Below are 15,673 nucleotides of genomic sequence, written 5' to 3'. Positions count from 1 at the left end.
GGGCGCTGAGCTTCCTTCTTATCGCGCCATCTTCTCCAGCATGCGATTGACCGCCTCCAGGTGCTCCGGCTCGTTGTGGCACATGCCCTGGAAGGTGGCGCATAGATCCAGAAAGTCCTTGAGCTCCAAGCGGCTGCCCTGCTTCATCAGCCGCTTGGTGAGTCGTGTGGCCTTGGGCGGCTGCGCAGCAATGCCGGCCGCAAGCTCGCCAACCCGCGTCATCAAGGCGTCGTGCTCGACCACCTCGAGCACGATACCGTAGTCACGCGCCTCCTCGGCGTCGATCACCCGGCCCGAGAGGGTCAGTTCGAAGGCACGCTGATAGCCGATCAGCCTTTGCAGATACCAGGCGCCACCGTCGCCGGGAATGATGCCCAGGTTGAGAAAGGTCTCGCCAAACTTGGCCCTGTCGGAGGCGATACGGATATCGGCCATATTGGCCAGATCAAACCCCGCACCGATGGCTGCGCCGTTGACCGCGGCAATGATCGGCACCTCGACACCCTCCAGGGCCAACGGGATCCGCTGAATGCCGCGACGGTAGCGCTCGGCGACCTCCGCCACGTCCCCGGCGAAGTCGCCGCCGCGCTCGGCCATGTCCTTGACGTTGCCACCGGCGCTGAACGCCGAGCCGGCGCCGGTGATCACCAGCACCGAGACCTCTTGGCAGCGGTTGACCCACCCCGCCGCCGTGACGATATCTTCGATGAGTCCGGTGCCGGTCAGGGCATTTCGCACGTCGTGGCGATCCAGGGTGAGGGTCGCTATCCGCTCATCGATAGATAGCCTGGCATCGTTGAGCGCGGGCAGAGACTCGGTCGTCATGTCGGGAGCTCCTGGGTCGGGTTATCGAGGATGATGCGCGCATCCACCAGCGTATAGCCGTCGGCGTTGGCAATCACCGGGTTGAGGTCGAGCTCGGCGATCTCCGGATAGGCAGCGACAATGCTCGAAACGCTCAGCAGCAGCGCTACCAGTGCCTCGCGGTTCACCGCCGCTTCGCCACGCACCCCGTCGAGAATCTTGCGCGCCTTGATCTGGTCGACCATCGCCCGCGCATCGAAGGGCGACAGCGGAATGGCGCGAAAGGCCACGTCCTCGAGCACCTCGACAAAGATCCCGCCGAGGCCGAACATCAGCACCGGGCCGAAGATCGGATCGCGGCTCACGCCGACGATCACCTCGACGCCCTTGGGCGCCATCGGCGCCACCAGTACGCCCTCTATCGCCGCATGTGGATCATAGGCATGGCACGACGCCAGAATCGCCTCCTGCGCCTCGCGCAGCGCCGCCTCTCCGCTCAGGTTCAAGCGCACCCCGCCGGCATCGGACTTGTGCAGAATATCCTTGGAGACCACCTTCATCGCCAACGGTACCTGCCCGAACTGCGCGGCTACCTCTGACAACTGCTCAGGCGCCGTCACCAGGCGCTCCTCGAGTACCGGCACGCCGTGGGCACGCAGCAGCGCCTTGGCCTCGGGCTCGAGCAGGTCGCGACCGGCCGCCAGCGCGCCGGCAATGGCGTCTTCGCTGCCAGGGTCGCGGGACGCCGCAGGGGTCAGCCGGTGGCCACGACTGGCACTCAGATAGTGGCCACGCTCGCCGAGGGCCGCCAGCAGCCGCACGGCATGCTCGATGGAGGCATAGATCGGCAGCCCCGCTTCATGCAAGCGGCGCAGCGCCGGTGGCTTGACTGGCGTGTAGAGGCTATAGATCACCAGCGGCTTGGTGGTTGCCTTGGACAGGTCGACCATCGCCTCGGCGCCACGCATCTCATCACCCAGCAGCGACTCGGCAAAGCGTATGCTGTAGCCGCCAAACATACCGACCAGAAACACGCTGTCGACGTTGTCATCGGCGGCAACGATCTCCATGCAGGTGGCCAGCAGCGAGGGATTGGCGTCGGTGGAACCGGCCACGTCCACCGGATTGACGGTAGACGCCTGGGGGAACAGGATCTCGCGCAGTCTTGCCCGGGTGCTCGCGGAAAGCTCGGCAAGCGTCAGCCCCGCTTCCGCCAGCCGATCGGAGGCAATAGTGGCCTGCCCCCCGCCGTCGGAGATTACCGCCACCCGCTTGCCACTGGCCTTCTGCAGCAGACCGAGCCCCTCGGCCACCGGCAGAATCTCATCGGAGTACTGCACCACGCTGACCCCGGCCTGCTTGAGCAGGTCCACGGTCATCGCGTAGCTGCCGGCCAGCGCGCCGGTATGCGAACTGGCGGCCTTCTGGCCCTGCTCGGTGGAGCCCGACTTGTAGACCACCACCGGCTTCATGGCGGTCACATCACGGGCCACATCGAGGAATTTGCGACCATCGCGAAAGCCTTCAACGTACAGCGTCGCAACGCGGGTGTGTTCATCTTCGCCGAGGTAGCGCAGGTAGTCGTTGAAGCCGATGTCGCTCTGGTTACCCGGCCCGACGTAAGTAGAGAACCCCACTTGACCGTTGTGCTGCGCCTCCAGCGCCAGCGACAGCAGCATGTTGCCCGACTGCGAGATGATCCCCACGTCCCCGGGGCGGACGTTGTCCAGCGCCAGCAGGTTGATACGGTGGTGGAGATTGAAGATCCCCGAGGTGTTAGGGCCGATGATGCGCACGCCGTGGGCACGCGCCTTGTCCATCATCGCCTGCTCCAGTGCGGCGCCCTCTCCGCCAATCTCGGCAAAGCCACTGGCCAGAATCACCGCCCCCTTGATACCGCGCCGCCCACACTCGGCGATCAGCTCGGGCACGCTGGCCGCCGGGGTGCAGATCAACGCCAGCGCCGGGTTGCCGGGAATCGCCGTCACCGACGGCCAGGCCTTGACGCCGAGGATCATGTCAGCCTTGGGGTTGACCGGATAGATATCGCCCCGGTAGCCATCCTTGATCAAACCGACCATGGCCTTGTAGCCACGCTTGGTTGGATCAGACGAGGCACCGATCACGGCAATGCCGCTGGGCGCCAGGATATCGTGCAGCGGGCTGCGGGTGGTGAGATGTCCTTCGATGGGGTTCATGCTTATTGCCCCTTGAAGCGCGGCGCACGCTTCTCGGCAAAGGCGTCGACGCCCTCCTGCCAGTCAGCGGTGGTGGAGCAGGTAAAGACCGCATCCAGCTCCTGCTGCAGTTGGCTCTCGAGCCCCGTCTCGCTGGCCTGGTTGACCAACCGCTTGAGCATCGCCATCGACACCGGCGCCTGCTTGGCCAGGGTCTGGGCCAGCCGTTCGGCTTCCTGGAGCAACGACGCGGCCGGCCAGTGGTCAACCGCCAGGCCGATGCGGGTGGCCTGCTCACCGTCGATGCGCTTGCCGGTATACAGCAGCTGGCGGGCCATGCTCAGCCCCACCAGTTGCGGCAGCAGTTTTGACACACCGCCGCCAACGCAGGTGCCGATGCCGGTTTCGGGAAAACCTAGCTGTGCCTCGTCGGCCATGACGATGAAATCGCAGGCCACCGCCATCTCGGCACCGGCGCCCAGCGCATAGCCGTTGACCGCGGCGATCACCGGCTTCTTGAGCCTCAGGATCGCTTCGCATACGTCATTGCCCAGCTGCAGGTATTGCCGACGCTGATACAGGGTGCGCGCCGCGCCGCCGTGCTCCTTCATATCGGCCCCCACACAGAACGCCCGACCTTCGCCGGTGAGGATCACCGTGCGCACCTTGGGGTCGCGCTCCGCCTCGGCCAGCGCCACCAGCAGCTCACGGTAGAGCCCTTCGACCACCGCATTGAGGCGCTGGGGGCGATTGAAGCGGATGATCATGATCGCGTCTCGCGGCTCGACGATCAGTGTCTCATAGGTGGGGCGACGCATCGGTTCTCCTCGGCAAGTGCCTAACTCCATGATGGACAGAACATAAGTGTCGCAATGCCATTCATCATGACACATATGTATTGACGGCAATGCTAAAGTCGCACGCCAGAGCATGTCAACACACCCGTGTTATGATATTTATCATCTTGACTCATTTGTGACACTCATAGGCACGCCAATGCGCTACAATGCCGCGCCAGACACCGACCCGGACTGCCACACAACGCGAGGTCAGGATGACGCAGGACAACGCCACCGCTCCCCTCGACAGCGTCAACCAGGCGCTTGCCGAGAGCTATGCAGAACTTAGCCCGCAGCTAAAGCTGGCCGCACGCTACGTGCTCGACCATCCGATGGAGATCGCCTTTCAGTCGATCCGCAAGTCCGCGGCGGCTGCCGGGGTGACCTCTTCGACGCTGATGCGGCTGGCCAAGCGCCTCGGTTTCGACAGCTACGAGCAGTTCCGCGAGATCTTCCAGTCGGCGGTACAGGCTGGCCCCATCGAGCTGGCGGGACGCGCCTCGAGCCTCAAGGCGCTGGCTGGTAGCGACGACCAGGTATTTGTCGACGTGGGCGACACCGCGTTCGACAATATCGGCCGGCTATTCACCGCTGATATGCAGCCCAAGGTCCGCGATGCTGCCGAGCGCTTGCTGGCCGCGGGGAAAGTGGCGGTGGTGGGGTTTCGCGATGCCTTTGCCTGCGCCTATCACTTCGCCTACGTAGGGCGCATCGCCATGCCCAACGTGCAGTTGATCCGTGGCCAGGAAGGCGGGCTGCTCACCGAGCTTGCCACCTTTGGGGAGGGAGACGTGGTAGTGGCCTTCGGCTTCGACCCCTACTGCGCCGAAACCGTCAGAGCCCTGGAGGTGACCCGCGCCAACGGCGTCGAAGCCATCGTGGTCACCGACACGCTGCGCTCGCCGCTAGTGCCGGGTGCGGCGGTGACCTTCAATATCGCCACTGCCACGCCGCACTTCTTTCCATCGATCCTCTCGGCCATCACCCTTGTCGAGGCAATTCTCGCCGAGTGCGTGGCCTACGGTCCGGAAGCGCTGGTCGACAACGTCACTCGCTTCGAGTCACGGATGCGCGAACTGGGCGCATACGTCGACCTGGAGTAGCGCCCAACGCGCCCTACCACGTCTCACTGAGCGGCAGGGCGCTTGATGCTTAATTATGGCAGCAGAATGGTCGAGCCGGTGGTCTTGCGGCTGGCCAGTGCCTGCTGGGCCTTACCGGCCTCTTCCAGGGCAAAGCGCTGGGCGATGTCGATCTTGATCTTGCCGCTCTCGAGCATCGCGAACAGATCGTTGCACATCGCCTCGAAGCGCTCGCGGGTATCGGCGTAGCCATTGAGGCTGGGGCGGGTGACGAACAGCGAGCCCTTCTGGTTGAGGATGCCGATATTGACCCCCTCCACGGCGCCAGAGGCATTGCCGAAGCTGACCATCAGTGCGCGGGGTTTGAGGCAGTCCAGCGAGGTCTCCCAGGTGTCCTTGCCCACCGAGTCGTAGACCACGTCGCACATCGCGCCATTGGTCAGTTCCTTGACCCGCTCGACGACGTCCTCCTTGGTGTAGTCGATGGTCGCCCATGCGCCGTTCTGCTTGGCCAGTTCGGCCTTCTCCGGCGAGCTGACGGTACCGATCAGCTTGACGCCCAACTCACGTGCCCACTGGCAAGCGATCGAGCCGACGCCGCCGGCCGCGGCATGCCACAGGATGGTTTCGCCCCCCTTAAGCTCAAAGGTCTGACGCATCAGATACTGCACGGTCAGGCCCTTGAGCATGCTGGCCGCGGCGGTATCGCAGTCGATCCCGTCGGGCAGCACGGCGACCTTGGCGGCCGGCAGGGTATGTACCTCGGAATAGGAGCCCAGCGGGCCCTGGGCGTAGGCGACACGATCACCGACCTTGAGGTGGGTGACGCCCTCGCCTAGCGCCTCGACCACGCCGGCACCTTCGGTGCCGAGCCCGGAAGGCATCGACGGCGCCGGATACAGGCCGGTACGGAAGTAGATGTCGATAAAGTTGAGGCCGACCGCCTGATTGCGGATCTGCACCTCACCGGCGCCGGGCGCCTTGGGCTCAAAGTCAACGAATTCGAGGACCTCGGGTCCACCGGTCTTGGCAAACTGAATACGCTTGACCATGGAATACTTCCTTAGATAGCTAACGGGATGTCACGCTATCCAAACGCTGTTTCATGCCCCGGTCAAGTCAGCGCGGCGGGGAAGGCCTCGAGCCCCTCCACGAAGTCGCGCTTTTCCGCCTCGAAGGCCTTGGCATCATGTTTGAAGCGACGCAGCACCTGCTGCTCGTCCACCGCCAACAGCGGCGCCAGTTCTGCTTCTTGAGTGGCCGGATGGCCAGCCGCCAGGCCAATCCGCGTGCCCGGCTCGTCGCCAAACCAGCGGGTGATGCCGCAACGCCGATAGAAGGCTTCCTGCTCGGCATTGCTGGCATCGACGCGCAGAGGCGCCTTGAGCGCCAGCTCGGCGATCAAGCGACGCTCGGGCTCGTCGTCATTGCCAAGGTGGCAGGAAAGGCTCACGCTCATGCCCTCTCCCGCCTCATCCAGTACCAGCAGCGCCAGCGCGCGGGGAGCGCCGCTGTTATCGACCAGCGCCAGCAGCCGCGCCGCCTCCTCGGCGAACAGCACCCGCCGCGTGCCGGCAAACACCACCAGCGGCGTCAGCCCCGCCGACTGGCCGTAGTACTCGGCGCACAGCCGCGCCAGGCAGGCGTCGCGCTGGGCGACATCGGTGACATGCAAGACCTTCATTCGACCACCTCGATTCCACGTACGGCGTGCTTGCCGGCGCGCCCAAAACCGCGCAGCCTAGCATATCCTGGGGAGGGGTGCCCGAGGCCAGACAGGTAAGTAATGTGGTTGTCATCATGCTGAGATAATCTCGACCAAACACTCAGGAGGGCCTAGCGAATGTCATACGCCACTACCGCCGATGGGCTTCCCCGCACCATTGCTCACCGTGGGCTATCGGCGCACCTTCCGGAGAACACCCTGAGCGCGGTGCGCGCCGCCAAGCAGATCGGCTGCGACTGGGTGGAAATCGACGTGCAACTGCTCGGCGACGGCACCCCAGTGATCTGGCACGACAACGGCGTGCGGCGTTGCTCCGATAGCCGCGGCAAGCTGGCCAAGCTCGACCTCGAGCGCGCCAAGGCGCTGGATGTGGGCAGCTGGTTCAGTCGCCATTTTGCCGAGGAGCGCATGGCCACCCTCGACGAGATGCTCACGCTACTCGACGAACTGGAGATGGGCGTCAACCTCGAGCTCAAGGTCAACCGCGGCCGCGACCCGCTGAGCCTGGTAGAAGCGGTCATGCCCAAGGCACTCACCGCGCTGCCCGCCGAACGACTGATCGTCTCCTCGTTCAACCGCACGGCGCTGGACGCCGCCCGTGACGCCCAGCCCGACCCCGAGCGGCTGCGAATTGGCCTGCTCTACGAGAAAGCACCGCGGGAGTGGCAGCGCGACGCCAAGGCGCTTAACGCCTTCAGCCTGCACGTTGATTGGCGCAAGCTGAAAGAGAAGCGCGCCCGTGAGATCAAGGATGCCGGCTACGCGCTGTTCTGCTACACGCCCAACGATCCCGTCGCCTTCGCCCCGCAGTGGGACTGGGGCGTCGACGGCGTGATCAGCGATGATCCGGCGCTGTTCAAGCACCACCTCCCTGAATCCGCCTCCCTAGCCGAGCGCCTGACCGAGACTTGACCCAGATCAAGGCCGGAGCAGCTAGCGTTCAAGGCCCCCGGCTGCCCTGCCGATAGTGCGAATAACCCCGTCGCGCACTTTCGGCAAGGAACCCTGCATGAATCCATCGACCATTATCGGCATCTTCGCCAGCATCCTGCTGCTGGCCAGTGTGTTGCTGTTCACCGCCGAGTCACCGGCCAGCTTTATCAATCTGCCAGGGCTCGCCATCGTCGTCACCGGCACGCTCGCCGCCACCTTCATCAGCTACCCGCTGCGTGAAGTGGTCCGCGTCACGCGCTTGGTGGGCATCGTCTTTCGCCGCGAGAACACCTACGCCCGCGACGACATCAAGGAGCTGGTAGACATGTCGCGGCTGTGGTTCCAGGGCGACGTCCAGGCCGTGGAACGCGCCCTCGAGCACACCCGGAACCCCTTCCTTCGTACCGGTATCCAGCTGGTTATCGCCAATACCAAGGAGCAGGAGATCATCGACCTGCTGCGCTGGCGCATCGCCCGGCTCAAGGCTCGCGAACACGCCGAGGCGCAGATCTTTCGCACCATGGCCACCTATGCGCCGGCTTTCGGCATGATCGGTACCCTGGTCGGCCTGGTGAACATGCTGGAGGTGATGGAAGCCGGCGACGTCGGCGTGATCGGCCCGCGCATGGCGGTGGCACTGCTCACCACCTTCTACGGCATCCTCCTCGCCAACTTGGTGTTCAAGCCTATCGCCGTGAAGCTCGAGCGACGCACCGAAGAGCGGTTGATCGCCATGAACATGGTGCTCGAAGGCATCTCGCTGATCACCAAGCGGCGCCTGCCGTCGTTTATCGAGGAGACCCTCAACTCCTTCATGGCCAATTTCCACGACGAGATCAACGACCCCAACGTACCGCGTCGCGATGACGATGAGGCCGGCCAGCATGTCTGAGCTGCGCAACAGCCATCAGGACCTGCTGCCCGGCGGCGGGGAGGATGAAGGCGAGAGCTGGCTGATCAGCTACCTCGACGTGTTGACGCTGCTGATCACCCTGTTCGTGCTGCTACTGTCGCTGGCCGGCAACGGGTTCGGCGAGCGCGGCCAGCAGTACGCCGGCCAGTCGCCCACGCTAAGCGAGCCTGCCTTGGAGGCGGCGGCAAATACGGCAGGCCAACGCAGTGCCGGCCTGCAGCCGCGCCGCAGCGGGCTGCACCCTCAGCTCGAGGGGCTGATGCCGGAGGGCGTCTCGGTCACCCGCGGCAACGAGGGGGTGACCCTGCGCATCGACGACAACCTGCTGTTCGCCAGCGGCCAGGCCGACCTCACCGGTGACGGTCGCCAGGTGCTGGAGAGCCTGCTCGGTACGCTACTGGCCGTCGACGGGCGCATCTCGGTGGAGGGCCACACCGACGACGTGCCGATCGCCACGCCGCGTTTCCCCTCCAACTGGGAGCTTTCCGGCGCCCGCGCCATCGCCGTGGTGCGCTACCTGCAGGAGCAAGAGATCCCCGAGTCGCGGCTGCGCGCCATCGGCTACGCCGACACCCAGCCGCTGGAGAGCAACGAGACCGCCGAGGGTCGTGCTGCCAATCGCCGGGTCGAGCTAGTGCTCCACGAGGGGCCGCGGCGTTGAGTCACCCCAGCAGAGCCAGCATGGCATCGATATCTAGGTGCTGCTCCAGGGTATCGGCCAGGCGGTCGAGTTCACGCTGGCGATGGGCGGCGTAGTCCACCGCCCCGCCATCGTGCAGCCCGCAGCGCGCCAACAGCGCTGCGCACGCCTCTGGGCGGTCGAATAAGCCATGCAGGTAGCTGCCCATGACCTGACCGTCGTCGCTGACGGCCCCCTCGGGGCGGCCGTCAAGCTCGCATAGCGGGCGCGCCAGCGCCGGCCCTTCGCTGACACCGTTGTGGATCTCGTAGCCGCCTATCGGCGAGCCGTCGGGCAGCAGGCGCCCACTCACATTGCGCAGCTGCTTGCCGGCAACCATCAGCGTCTCGAACTCGAGCAGACCGAGCCCCGGCGTCGACCCCGGCGGCCCCTCCAGGCCGTCCGGGTCGTGTATCGCACGGCCCAGCATCTGCAAGCCGCCGCAGATCCCCAGCAGCTTGCCGCCGTAGCGCAGATGGCGCTGGATCGCCGCCTCCCAGCCCTGGGCGCGCAGCCAGGCGAGATCGCTGCGGGTGCTCTTGCTACCCGGCAGGATGATCAGGTCGGCGGCGGGAATCGCTTGCCCAGGCCCGACAAAGCTGAGCTCGACCTGCGGATGGAGGCGCAGCGGGTCGAAGTCGTTGTGATTGCTGATCCGCGGCAGCGCCGGCACCACCACGCGAAGCGCCGCGGCATCCGACGCCACACCGTGCAGCCCCACGCTGTCCTCGGCGTCGAGCAGCAGCCCCTGCAGATAGGGCAGCGTGCCGAACACCGGCTTGGCGGTGCGCTCGGTGAGCCAGTCGAGGCCCGGTTGCAGCAGCGCCATATCGCCGCGGAAACGGTTGACGATGAAGCCGCGGGTACGTGAGCGCTCGCTCGCGCTGAGCAGCTCAAGGGTACCCACCAGCTGCGCAAAGACCCCGCCGCGGTCGATATCGCCAACCAACACCACCGGGCAATCCACCATCTCGGCGAAGCCCATGTTGGCGATATCGTTGGCGCGCAGGTTGATCTCCGCCGGGCTCCCGGCGCCCTCGGCAATGATCACGTCATACCGAGAAGAGAGCGCCTGCCAGGCCGCCAGTACGCTCTCCCGCGCGGTGCGCTTGTAGGCGTGATAGTCCAGCGCATCCATATGGCCGTGCACCCGCCCACGCAGGATCACCTGGGCGCCGCGGTCGCTCTCGGGCTTGAGCAGCACCGGGTTCATGTCGCTGTGCGGCTCGACGCCTGCCGCCAGCGCCTGCAGCGCCGTGGAGCGGCCGATCTCGCCACCGTCCACCGTCACCGCGCTGTTGAGCGCCATGTTCTGCGGCTTGAACGGCGCCACCGACACCCCGCGCCGCGCCAGGGCCCGGCATAGCCCTGCCACGACAGTGCTCTTGCCGGCATCCGAGGTGGTGCCCTGAATCATCAGCGTGGCCATCAGGAACGTTCTCCAGCCAGTGCTTCTTGTAGCGCTTCATCCGCCAGCGGCTCGCCCCAGCCGTTGCCGTGCACCAGCTCCGCCAGGGGCAGGCGCTGCCGCCATCCAGAGCGGGCTAGCTCGGGCTGCTCCAGGAACTCGCTGACATAGCCCAGGCACAGGTAAGCCAGGGGATAGACCTGCTCCGGCAGGCCCAGCACCTCGGCCAACTCTTCCTGATCGAGGATGCTCACCCAGCCCACCCCAATGCCCTCGGCACGCGCCGCCAACCACAGGTTCTGCACCGCCAGGCAGGTACTGAACAGATCCGTCTCGACGATGCTGTTGCGGCCCAGCACGTGCTCCCCGCCCCGGGTGCGGTCGCAGGTGATGCAGAGATTAAGGGGGCTCTCGAGGATGCCCTCGAGCTTGAGGCGGCGGTAGGTCTCTCCACGATCACCGGCATAGTGCTCGGCGGCCTTGGCATTCTCGCGCAGGAACAGCCGATGCACCCGCTCGCGCACCGCCAGGCTGTCGATCACCAGGAAGTCCCAGGGCTGCATGAAGCCCACCGACGGCGCATGATGGGCGGCGTCCAGCAGCCGCGCCAGCACCTCGGTCGGCACCGGATCCGGCAGGAACTGGGCGCGCACATCCCGGCGCTCGTGGATGGCGCGATAGAGCCCATCCCGCTGCGCTTCCGAAAAGGCGTGATCGGCCCCCACGCGATGTTCTGCCATACAGCTGTCTCCAGAAAACTTCATGAACAGAGGCTGCGAATGAGCGCCGGGGACAAGCCTAAGCGAGGGTTCTACGCCATGGATGGCGTAGGTAGCGCCCAGGGATGGGTTTACAGCGCCCTCGCGATGGCTTGTCACCGGAGAAGCTCATCATCCTCTACGCCGGCTCAGAGGCTTATAGTTCGATGCCTTTTTGCGCCTTGATGCCCTGCTCCTTGAAGGCGTGCTTGACCACGCGCATCTCGGTCACGGTATCGGCCAGCTCGATCAGCGCCTCGGGGGCATGGCGGCCGGTGACCACCACATGCTGCATGGCGGGCCGCGCCTGCAGGTCGTCCAGTACCCGGTCGAGGTCCAGGTAGCCGTGGCGCAGGGCGATATTGAGCTCGTCGAGCAGCACCAGATCGACCGCAGGATCCCTGAGCATGCCGCGGGCCACCTCCCAGGCCGCCTCGGCGGCTTGCACGTCCTTGTCGCGATCCTGGGTATCCCAGGTGTAACCCTCGCCCATCACGTGGTAATCGACGCTTGGCTGCTGGCGAAAGAAGGCCTCCTCGCCGGTCTGGAACTTGCCCTTGATGAACTGCACCACCCCCGCCTTCATGCCATGACCCAGGGCGCGTGCCAGCATGCCGAAGCCGGAGCTGCTCTTGCCCTTGCCGGGCCCGGTCAGCACCAGCAGCACGCCCTGCTCCTTGTCGGCGCGGGCGATGCGCTCGTTCATGATCTTCTGCTTGTGGGCCATGCGCTCGGCATGGCGCTGGGGGTCGACCGTTTTCATTCCACTCTCCGTCATTACATCCGCCGTAATAGATAGACATCCATGATCCAGCCATGACGCTCGCGCAGGGCGGCACGCTGCTCGATGATCGACGCGGCCACCTCCTCCAGCCAGCCGTCGATCAGGCACTGCTTGTCCATGCCCAGGTAGGCGCCCCACCAGATATACAGGCCCTCCGGCGGCAGCGACGCGAACGCCCCGCCGCTGTCGAGCATCACCGCCACGCTTGCCGCATCATCAGGCCAGCCGCGCTCGCGCAGGCGCCGGCCAGTGGTGATCTGCACCGGCTCGGCCAGCGCATTGAGGGGGATACGGTGCTCGGCGGTGAGAACCTGCAGGCTGGTGATACCGGGCTCCACGCGTATCTCGAGCGCTTGACCCGCCTCACGTAGCCGACCGGCAATGCGCAGGCTACTGTCGTAGAGCGACGGATCGCCCCAGATCAGCATGCCGACCCGCCCGCCCTCGGGCAGGTGCGTCGCCATCAGCTCCGCCCACACCCCGGCAATCGCTTCATGCCAGTCGTCCACCGCGCCCAGGTAGTCGGCGCGGCCATCCCGCTGCGGTAGATCGAACTCCACGACCCGGGTGCGTGACGACGCCTCAAGCAGATCGCGACACAGTAGCCGGCGCAGATCCACCAAGTCCGATTTGCCCTCGCCCTTGCGCGGCAGCAGGATCAGCTCCGCGTCATTCAGCGCCCGCACCGCGGCCAGGGTGACATGCTCGGGGTTGCCGGTGCCGATGCCGATCAGCGAGAGCTGGATCATGCCTCGCCTCTCTCGTCAGCGGAGCCGGCGAAGGGCGAGTCCGCCGACTGGGGCCGAAAGCGCCGGTCGTAGCCCACTGAGTAGAGGCTACTCTCCTCGAAGTCCTCACTGCCAAGCACCGGGCCCACCAGGATCAGCGCCGTGCGCTGCAGGCTGCCATCGACCTGGGCGGCCAGGCTCGCAAGGCTCCCGCGGATCACCCGCTCATCGGGCCAGCTGGCGCGCCAGACGATGGCCGCCGGGCAATCCGCGCCGTAAAACGGCACCAGGTCTTCTACCACCTGATCGAGATGATGGATGGAGAGATGGATCGCCAGGGTGGCCCCGCTCCTGGCGAAGTTGGCCAGGGTCTCGCCGTCCGGCATGGCACTGGCGCGCCCTGGCGTGCGGGTCAGCACCACGGACTGCGCCACTCCCGGCAGGGTCAACTCCTGGCCCAGGCTAGCGGCGGCCGCGGCGAAGGACGGCACGCCCGGCGTAATGGCATAGGGAATGGCGAGCTGGCGCAGGCGGCGCAGCTGCTCGCCCATGGCGGACCATACCGACAGATCCCCGGAGTGCAGCCGCGCCACATCCAGGCCCGCGGCATGGGCGCTGCGCATCTCGGCGATGATCTCATCCAGGGAGAGCGGCGCGGTATTGACGATCCGCGCGCCTGGCGGGCAGTGCGCGAGTATCTGCTGGGGCACCAGCGACCCCGCGTAGAGGCATACGGGGGAAGACGCGATAAGATCCCGACCGCGCAGCGTCAGCAGGTCCGGGGCACCGGGGCCGGCGCCGATAAAGTGTATGGTCATGCTGAGTATCCTATCAGGGCGCCTCTAACGAGATTCGTGCGACCGCTACGGTGGCCATTCGGTCCGCCGAAATCAACCGTGGACCGAGCAGTACTGCACCCGGCCCCGCCGCCAGCAGGGCCACCGCCTCCGCAACGCTGCCCGTGCCCCGCGCCTGCAGGCTCGGTTCAGAACGGGTCAGGGTAGCGGCCTGCGGCAGAGAGGCATCGTCCACGGCGATTACCGCCATGCCCCGCTCACGCCCCAACGCCTGAACCAGCGGCAACATCGACTCCGCCGCGGCCAGCCGCTCAACGGCGCCATACTCGGCCTCGATCCGCTCCAGCGCATCAATCAACGACGCCAGCTGTGCGCCGCGGCGAAAGCCGAAGCCTGCCACTGTCATCGAATCGCCCACTGCGGTTCTTTCATCCTCAAAAGCCCAACGAAACCCTTAGCCATCTGATTTCAGGATCGCAAAATACCATAGATCCCCAATAAGGAGCGCACCAAGTCGAGAGCAGCGGGATTTTCTACAGCCTGAACGTCAAGCTAACGGGCGCCAACGGAGCAGCGCGTAGTTGGCGTCCCGTTGAGCGCCTGGTTAGATTTTTACTTCTCCAATGCCAACAAATTCACTAAGGATGGAGAGGCGCTCCTTAATATTCGATGCATCGTTTGTTCCTTGTTGTGTCAATCTGTCATATTCCAAAAGTTCAAAAGATGAATTCTCATAATCTTCAATTGCCGTAAGGCGATTGGCCTTTAGCTTTTCATTAAAGTCAATTAACTTTCGGCGAGTGATCTCACTATCAAGACCACGTTCAACTGCATACCTAAACATCAGGAAATATACTGTCATATTTCCTTGCGCCCTCAAAAGCTCATCGCTACTGGTGAAAACATCATACATTTTATCAACTACGCGCCTGGCGGCTTCTAGCATTTCGTCTACACGATCTGATTGCCCCGAATAGTAATTCCTGGCCATTGCATCCAGATAGACTTTCTTTGTATCCATTAACGTTTTTTCAAACCTTAAATTTTCTTCTAACAAAAGAAAACGAGCTGCTACTTCTCTATGCTGGTACCGTTTATTACTAAACTTGACCTTCTCTTTGAAGAGATCGTGCTCCGCCAAGTCCCTAATGGCATGCACCATTTCACCGCCAATTGCATTTCTTTTCTCAGCTGCATTCAACGGTACAGCTTCATTTAGCCGGTAAAACATATCCTCTATAAGATCTTCGTCATCCGTGTCGACAGCGATGACAGGTAAAACAAAGGAGTCAAACTTTATCTTTATCCTAGGGTATTCTTTTGCGATGTCGTCATAACTCAAACCGGAAAGATCAATATCCGGATCTCTCTGATATTCAAAGTCACCAGAAAGTGTGAAGTCCCCATCGATAAAGCCCCATATAGTCTCCAGTCTTTGACGCCCATCGATCACCGCATAACTAATTCCGGTAAGAGAGGCTTGCTCTCGGCTATATGTATGAAAATATATTTTAGGGAGGTCATAATCATTTAGTATTGAGTCAATTAGAAGTTGTTTCTTTTCTTTTGTCCAAACACCACCCATTCTTTGATAAGGGGGGTCCAGCTTTATTTCTGAACGCTCAGAGTAAAGAAGCATTATGGTGCTATTTTTAATTGGAGATGTCTCTATATAGCTCACAGCAAACTCCCTTTAATTATATGACCAATACTCGCAAGCTCAGGAAAAAGGTAAGCGCTCCACCAACCCCACCTGTTGCGGCCTGAGTTAGACCGGCAGCGTGTCTTTCCAGCGCCAGGGCAGCAGCGTGCCGTGGTCGTCATCCTCGCCGAGGGTTGGCAGGGTCTCGAACACGAACTGCAGGTACTCGTAGGGTGAGAGGCCGTTGGCCTTGGCGGTCTCAATCAGGCTGTAGATTGCCGCGCTGGCCTGGGCACCGCTCGGCGTGTGGCTGAACAACCAGTTCTTGCGACCGACGACGAAGGGGCGGATGGCGTTCTCGGCCGGGTTGTTATCCAGGGGAATCAGCCCGTCATCGAGGAAG

The 15,673-nt window shown here is 63.8% G+C and carries 17 protein-coding genes; 4 read left to right on the top strand and 13 right to left on the bottom strand.

The annotated features are described in order from the left end of the window. Nucleotides 1–18: 18 nt before the first annotated feature. From BLT16_RS19630 to BLT16_RS19620, 3 genes are read right to left on the bottom strand one after another with little or no spacing between them, the layout of a single operon-like run. Entirely contained in the window at nt 19–825 is an 807-nt protein-coding gene (locus tag BLT16_RS19630; RefSeq protein ID WP_089660639.1) for an enoyl-CoA hydratase-related protein, read from the bottom strand. Next, on the bottom strand, nt 822–3,002 hold the full coding sequence (locus BLT16_RS19625) for an acetate--CoA ligase family protein (RefSeq protein ID WP_089660638.1): 2,181 nt from the start codon (nt 3,000–3,002) through the stop codon (nt 822–824). Before BLT16_RS19625 ends, BLT16_RS19630 begins: the two co-directional genes overlap by 4 nt. 2 nt (nt 3,003–3,004) lie before the next feature. Further along, nucleotides 3,005–3,799, bottom strand: coding sequence for an enoyl-CoA hydratase/isomerase family protein (locus BLT16_RS19620; RefSeq protein ID WP_089660637.1), 795 nt, complete (start codon nt 3,797–3,799; stop codon nt 3,005–3,007). 236 nt (nt 3,800–4,035) lie between these two features. Between BLT16_RS19620 and BLT16_RS19615 the strand changes: the two genes are divergently transcribed. Beyond that, a complete protein-coding gene (locus tag BLT16_RS19615) occupies nt 4,036–4,923 on the top strand; it encodes a MurR/RpiR family transcriptional regulator (RefSeq protein ID WP_089660636.1) in 888 nt (295 codons plus the stop codon). A 53-nt stretch (nt 4,924–4,976) separates the two neighbouring features. Here the strand turns inward: BLT16_RS19615 and BLT16_RS19610 are convergent, their stop codons facing one another. Both BLT16_RS19610 and BLT16_RS19605 read right to left on the bottom strand, forming a co-directional pair. After that, the gene (locus BLT16_RS19610; protein ID WP_089660635.1) at nt 4,977–5,954 is read right to left on the bottom strand and encodes an NADPH:quinone reductase; all 978 of its coding nucleotides are present in this window, start codon (nt 5,952–5,954) and stop codon (nt 4,977–4,979) included. 62 nt (nt 5,955–6,016) lie between these two features. Further along, nucleotides 6,017–6,586, bottom strand: coding sequence for a hypothetical protein (locus BLT16_RS19605; protein WP_089660634.1), 570 nt, complete (start codon nt 6,584–6,586; stop codon nt 6,017–6,019). A 159-nt stretch (nt 6,587–6,745) separates the two neighbouring features. On the opposite strand from BLT16_RS19605, the gene BLT16_RS19600 reads away from it, so the two are divergent. The 3 genes from BLT16_RS19600 to BLT16_RS19590 all read left to right on the top strand — a co-directional run bounded on the left by BLT16_RS19600 (nt 6,746) and on the right by BLT16_RS19590 (nt 9,135). Continuing rightward, the gene (locus tag BLT16_RS19600) at nt 6,746–7,540 is read left to right on the top strand and encodes a glycerophosphoryl diester phosphodiesterase (protein WP_089660633.1); all 795 of its coding nucleotides are present in this window, start codon (nt 6,746–6,748) and stop codon (nt 7,538–7,540) included. A gap of 97 nt (nt 7,541–7,637) precedes the next feature. Next, a complete protein-coding gene (locus BLT16_RS19595; protein WP_089660632.1) occupies nt 7,638–8,453 on the top strand; it encodes a motility protein A in 816 nt (271 codons plus the stop codon). After that, nucleotides 8,446–9,135, top strand: a complete 690-nt coding sequence (locus BLT16_RS19590) for an OmpA/MotB family protein (RefSeq protein ID WP_089660631.1) — start codon at nt 8,446–8,448, stop codon at nt 9,133–9,135. The genes BLT16_RS19595 and BLT16_RS19590 overlap by 8 nt, the downstream gene beginning before the upstream one ends. 1 nt (nt 9,136) lies before the next feature. Here the strand turns inward: BLT16_RS19590 and BLT16_RS19585 are convergent, their stop codons facing one another. The 8 genes from BLT16_RS19585 to BLT16_RS19550 all read right to left on the bottom strand — a co-directional run. Beyond that, the gene (locus BLT16_RS19585; protein WP_089660630.1) at nt 9,137–10,582 is read right to left on the bottom strand and encodes a cobyric acid synthase; all 1,446 of its coding nucleotides are present in this window, start codon (nt 10,580–10,582) and stop codon (nt 9,137–9,139) included. Beyond that, nucleotides 10,582–11,301: a 5,6-dimethylbenzimidazole synthase gene (bluB, locus tag BLT16_RS19580; RefSeq protein WP_089660629.1), complete on the bottom strand. Its 720-nt coding sequence runs from the start codon at nt 11,299–11,301 to the stop codon at nt 10,582–10,584. The genes BLT16_RS19585 and bluB overlap by 1 nt, the downstream gene beginning before the upstream one ends. A gap of 175 nt (nt 11,302–11,476) precedes the next feature. Beyond that, entirely contained in the window at nt 11,477–12,082 is a 606-nt protein-coding gene (gene cobO, locus BLT16_RS19575) for a cob(I)yrinic acid a,c-diamide adenosyltransferase (protein ID WP_089660628.1), read from the bottom strand. Between the two features lie 14 nt (nt 12,083–12,096). Then, nucleotides 12,097–12,852 carry a precorrin-6A synthase (deacetylating) gene (gene cobF / locus BLT16_RS19570; RefSeq protein ID WP_089660627.1) on the bottom strand — a complete coding sequence of 252 codons (756 nt, stop codon included), beginning with the start codon at nt 12,850–12,852 and terminating at the stop codon, nt 12,097–12,099. Then, on the bottom strand, nt 12,849–13,649 hold the full coding sequence (cobM, locus tag BLT16_RS19565) for a precorrin-4 C(11)-methyltransferase (protein WP_089660626.1): 801 nt from the start codon (nt 13,647–13,649) through the stop codon (nt 12,849–12,851). The genes cobF and cobM overlap by 4 nt, the downstream gene beginning before the upstream one ends. 13 nt (nt 13,650–13,662) lie before the next feature. Further along, nucleotides 13,663–14,034: a cobalamin biosynthesis protein gene (locus BLT16_RS19560; protein WP_089660648.1), complete on the bottom strand. Its 372-nt coding sequence runs from the start codon at nt 14,032–14,034 to the stop codon at nt 13,663–13,665. Between the two features lie 198 nt (nt 14,035–14,232). Continuing rightward, nucleotides 14,233–15,309, bottom strand: a complete 1,077-nt coding sequence (locus BLT16_RS19555; RefSeq protein WP_089660625.1) for a DUF262 domain-containing protein — start codon at nt 15,307–15,309, stop codon at nt 14,233–14,235. Nucleotides 15,310–15,396: 87 nt separating this feature from the next. Then, a partial coding sequence (locus tag BLT16_RS19550) for an IS66 family transposase (protein WP_143025107.1) occupies nt 15,397–15,673 on the bottom strand: 277 nt, incomplete at its 5' end.

It is taken from the genome of Franzmannia pantelleriensis (assembly GCF_900102875.1).
In the GTDB taxonomy this organism is placed as follows: Bacteria; Pseudomonadota; Gammaproteobacteria; order Pseudomonadales; family Halomonadaceae; genus Franzmannia; species Franzmannia pantelleriensis.
The sequence above is the reverse complement of the archived record's forward strand: the minus strand, read 5'-3'. Positions and strand labels throughout refer to the sequence as shown.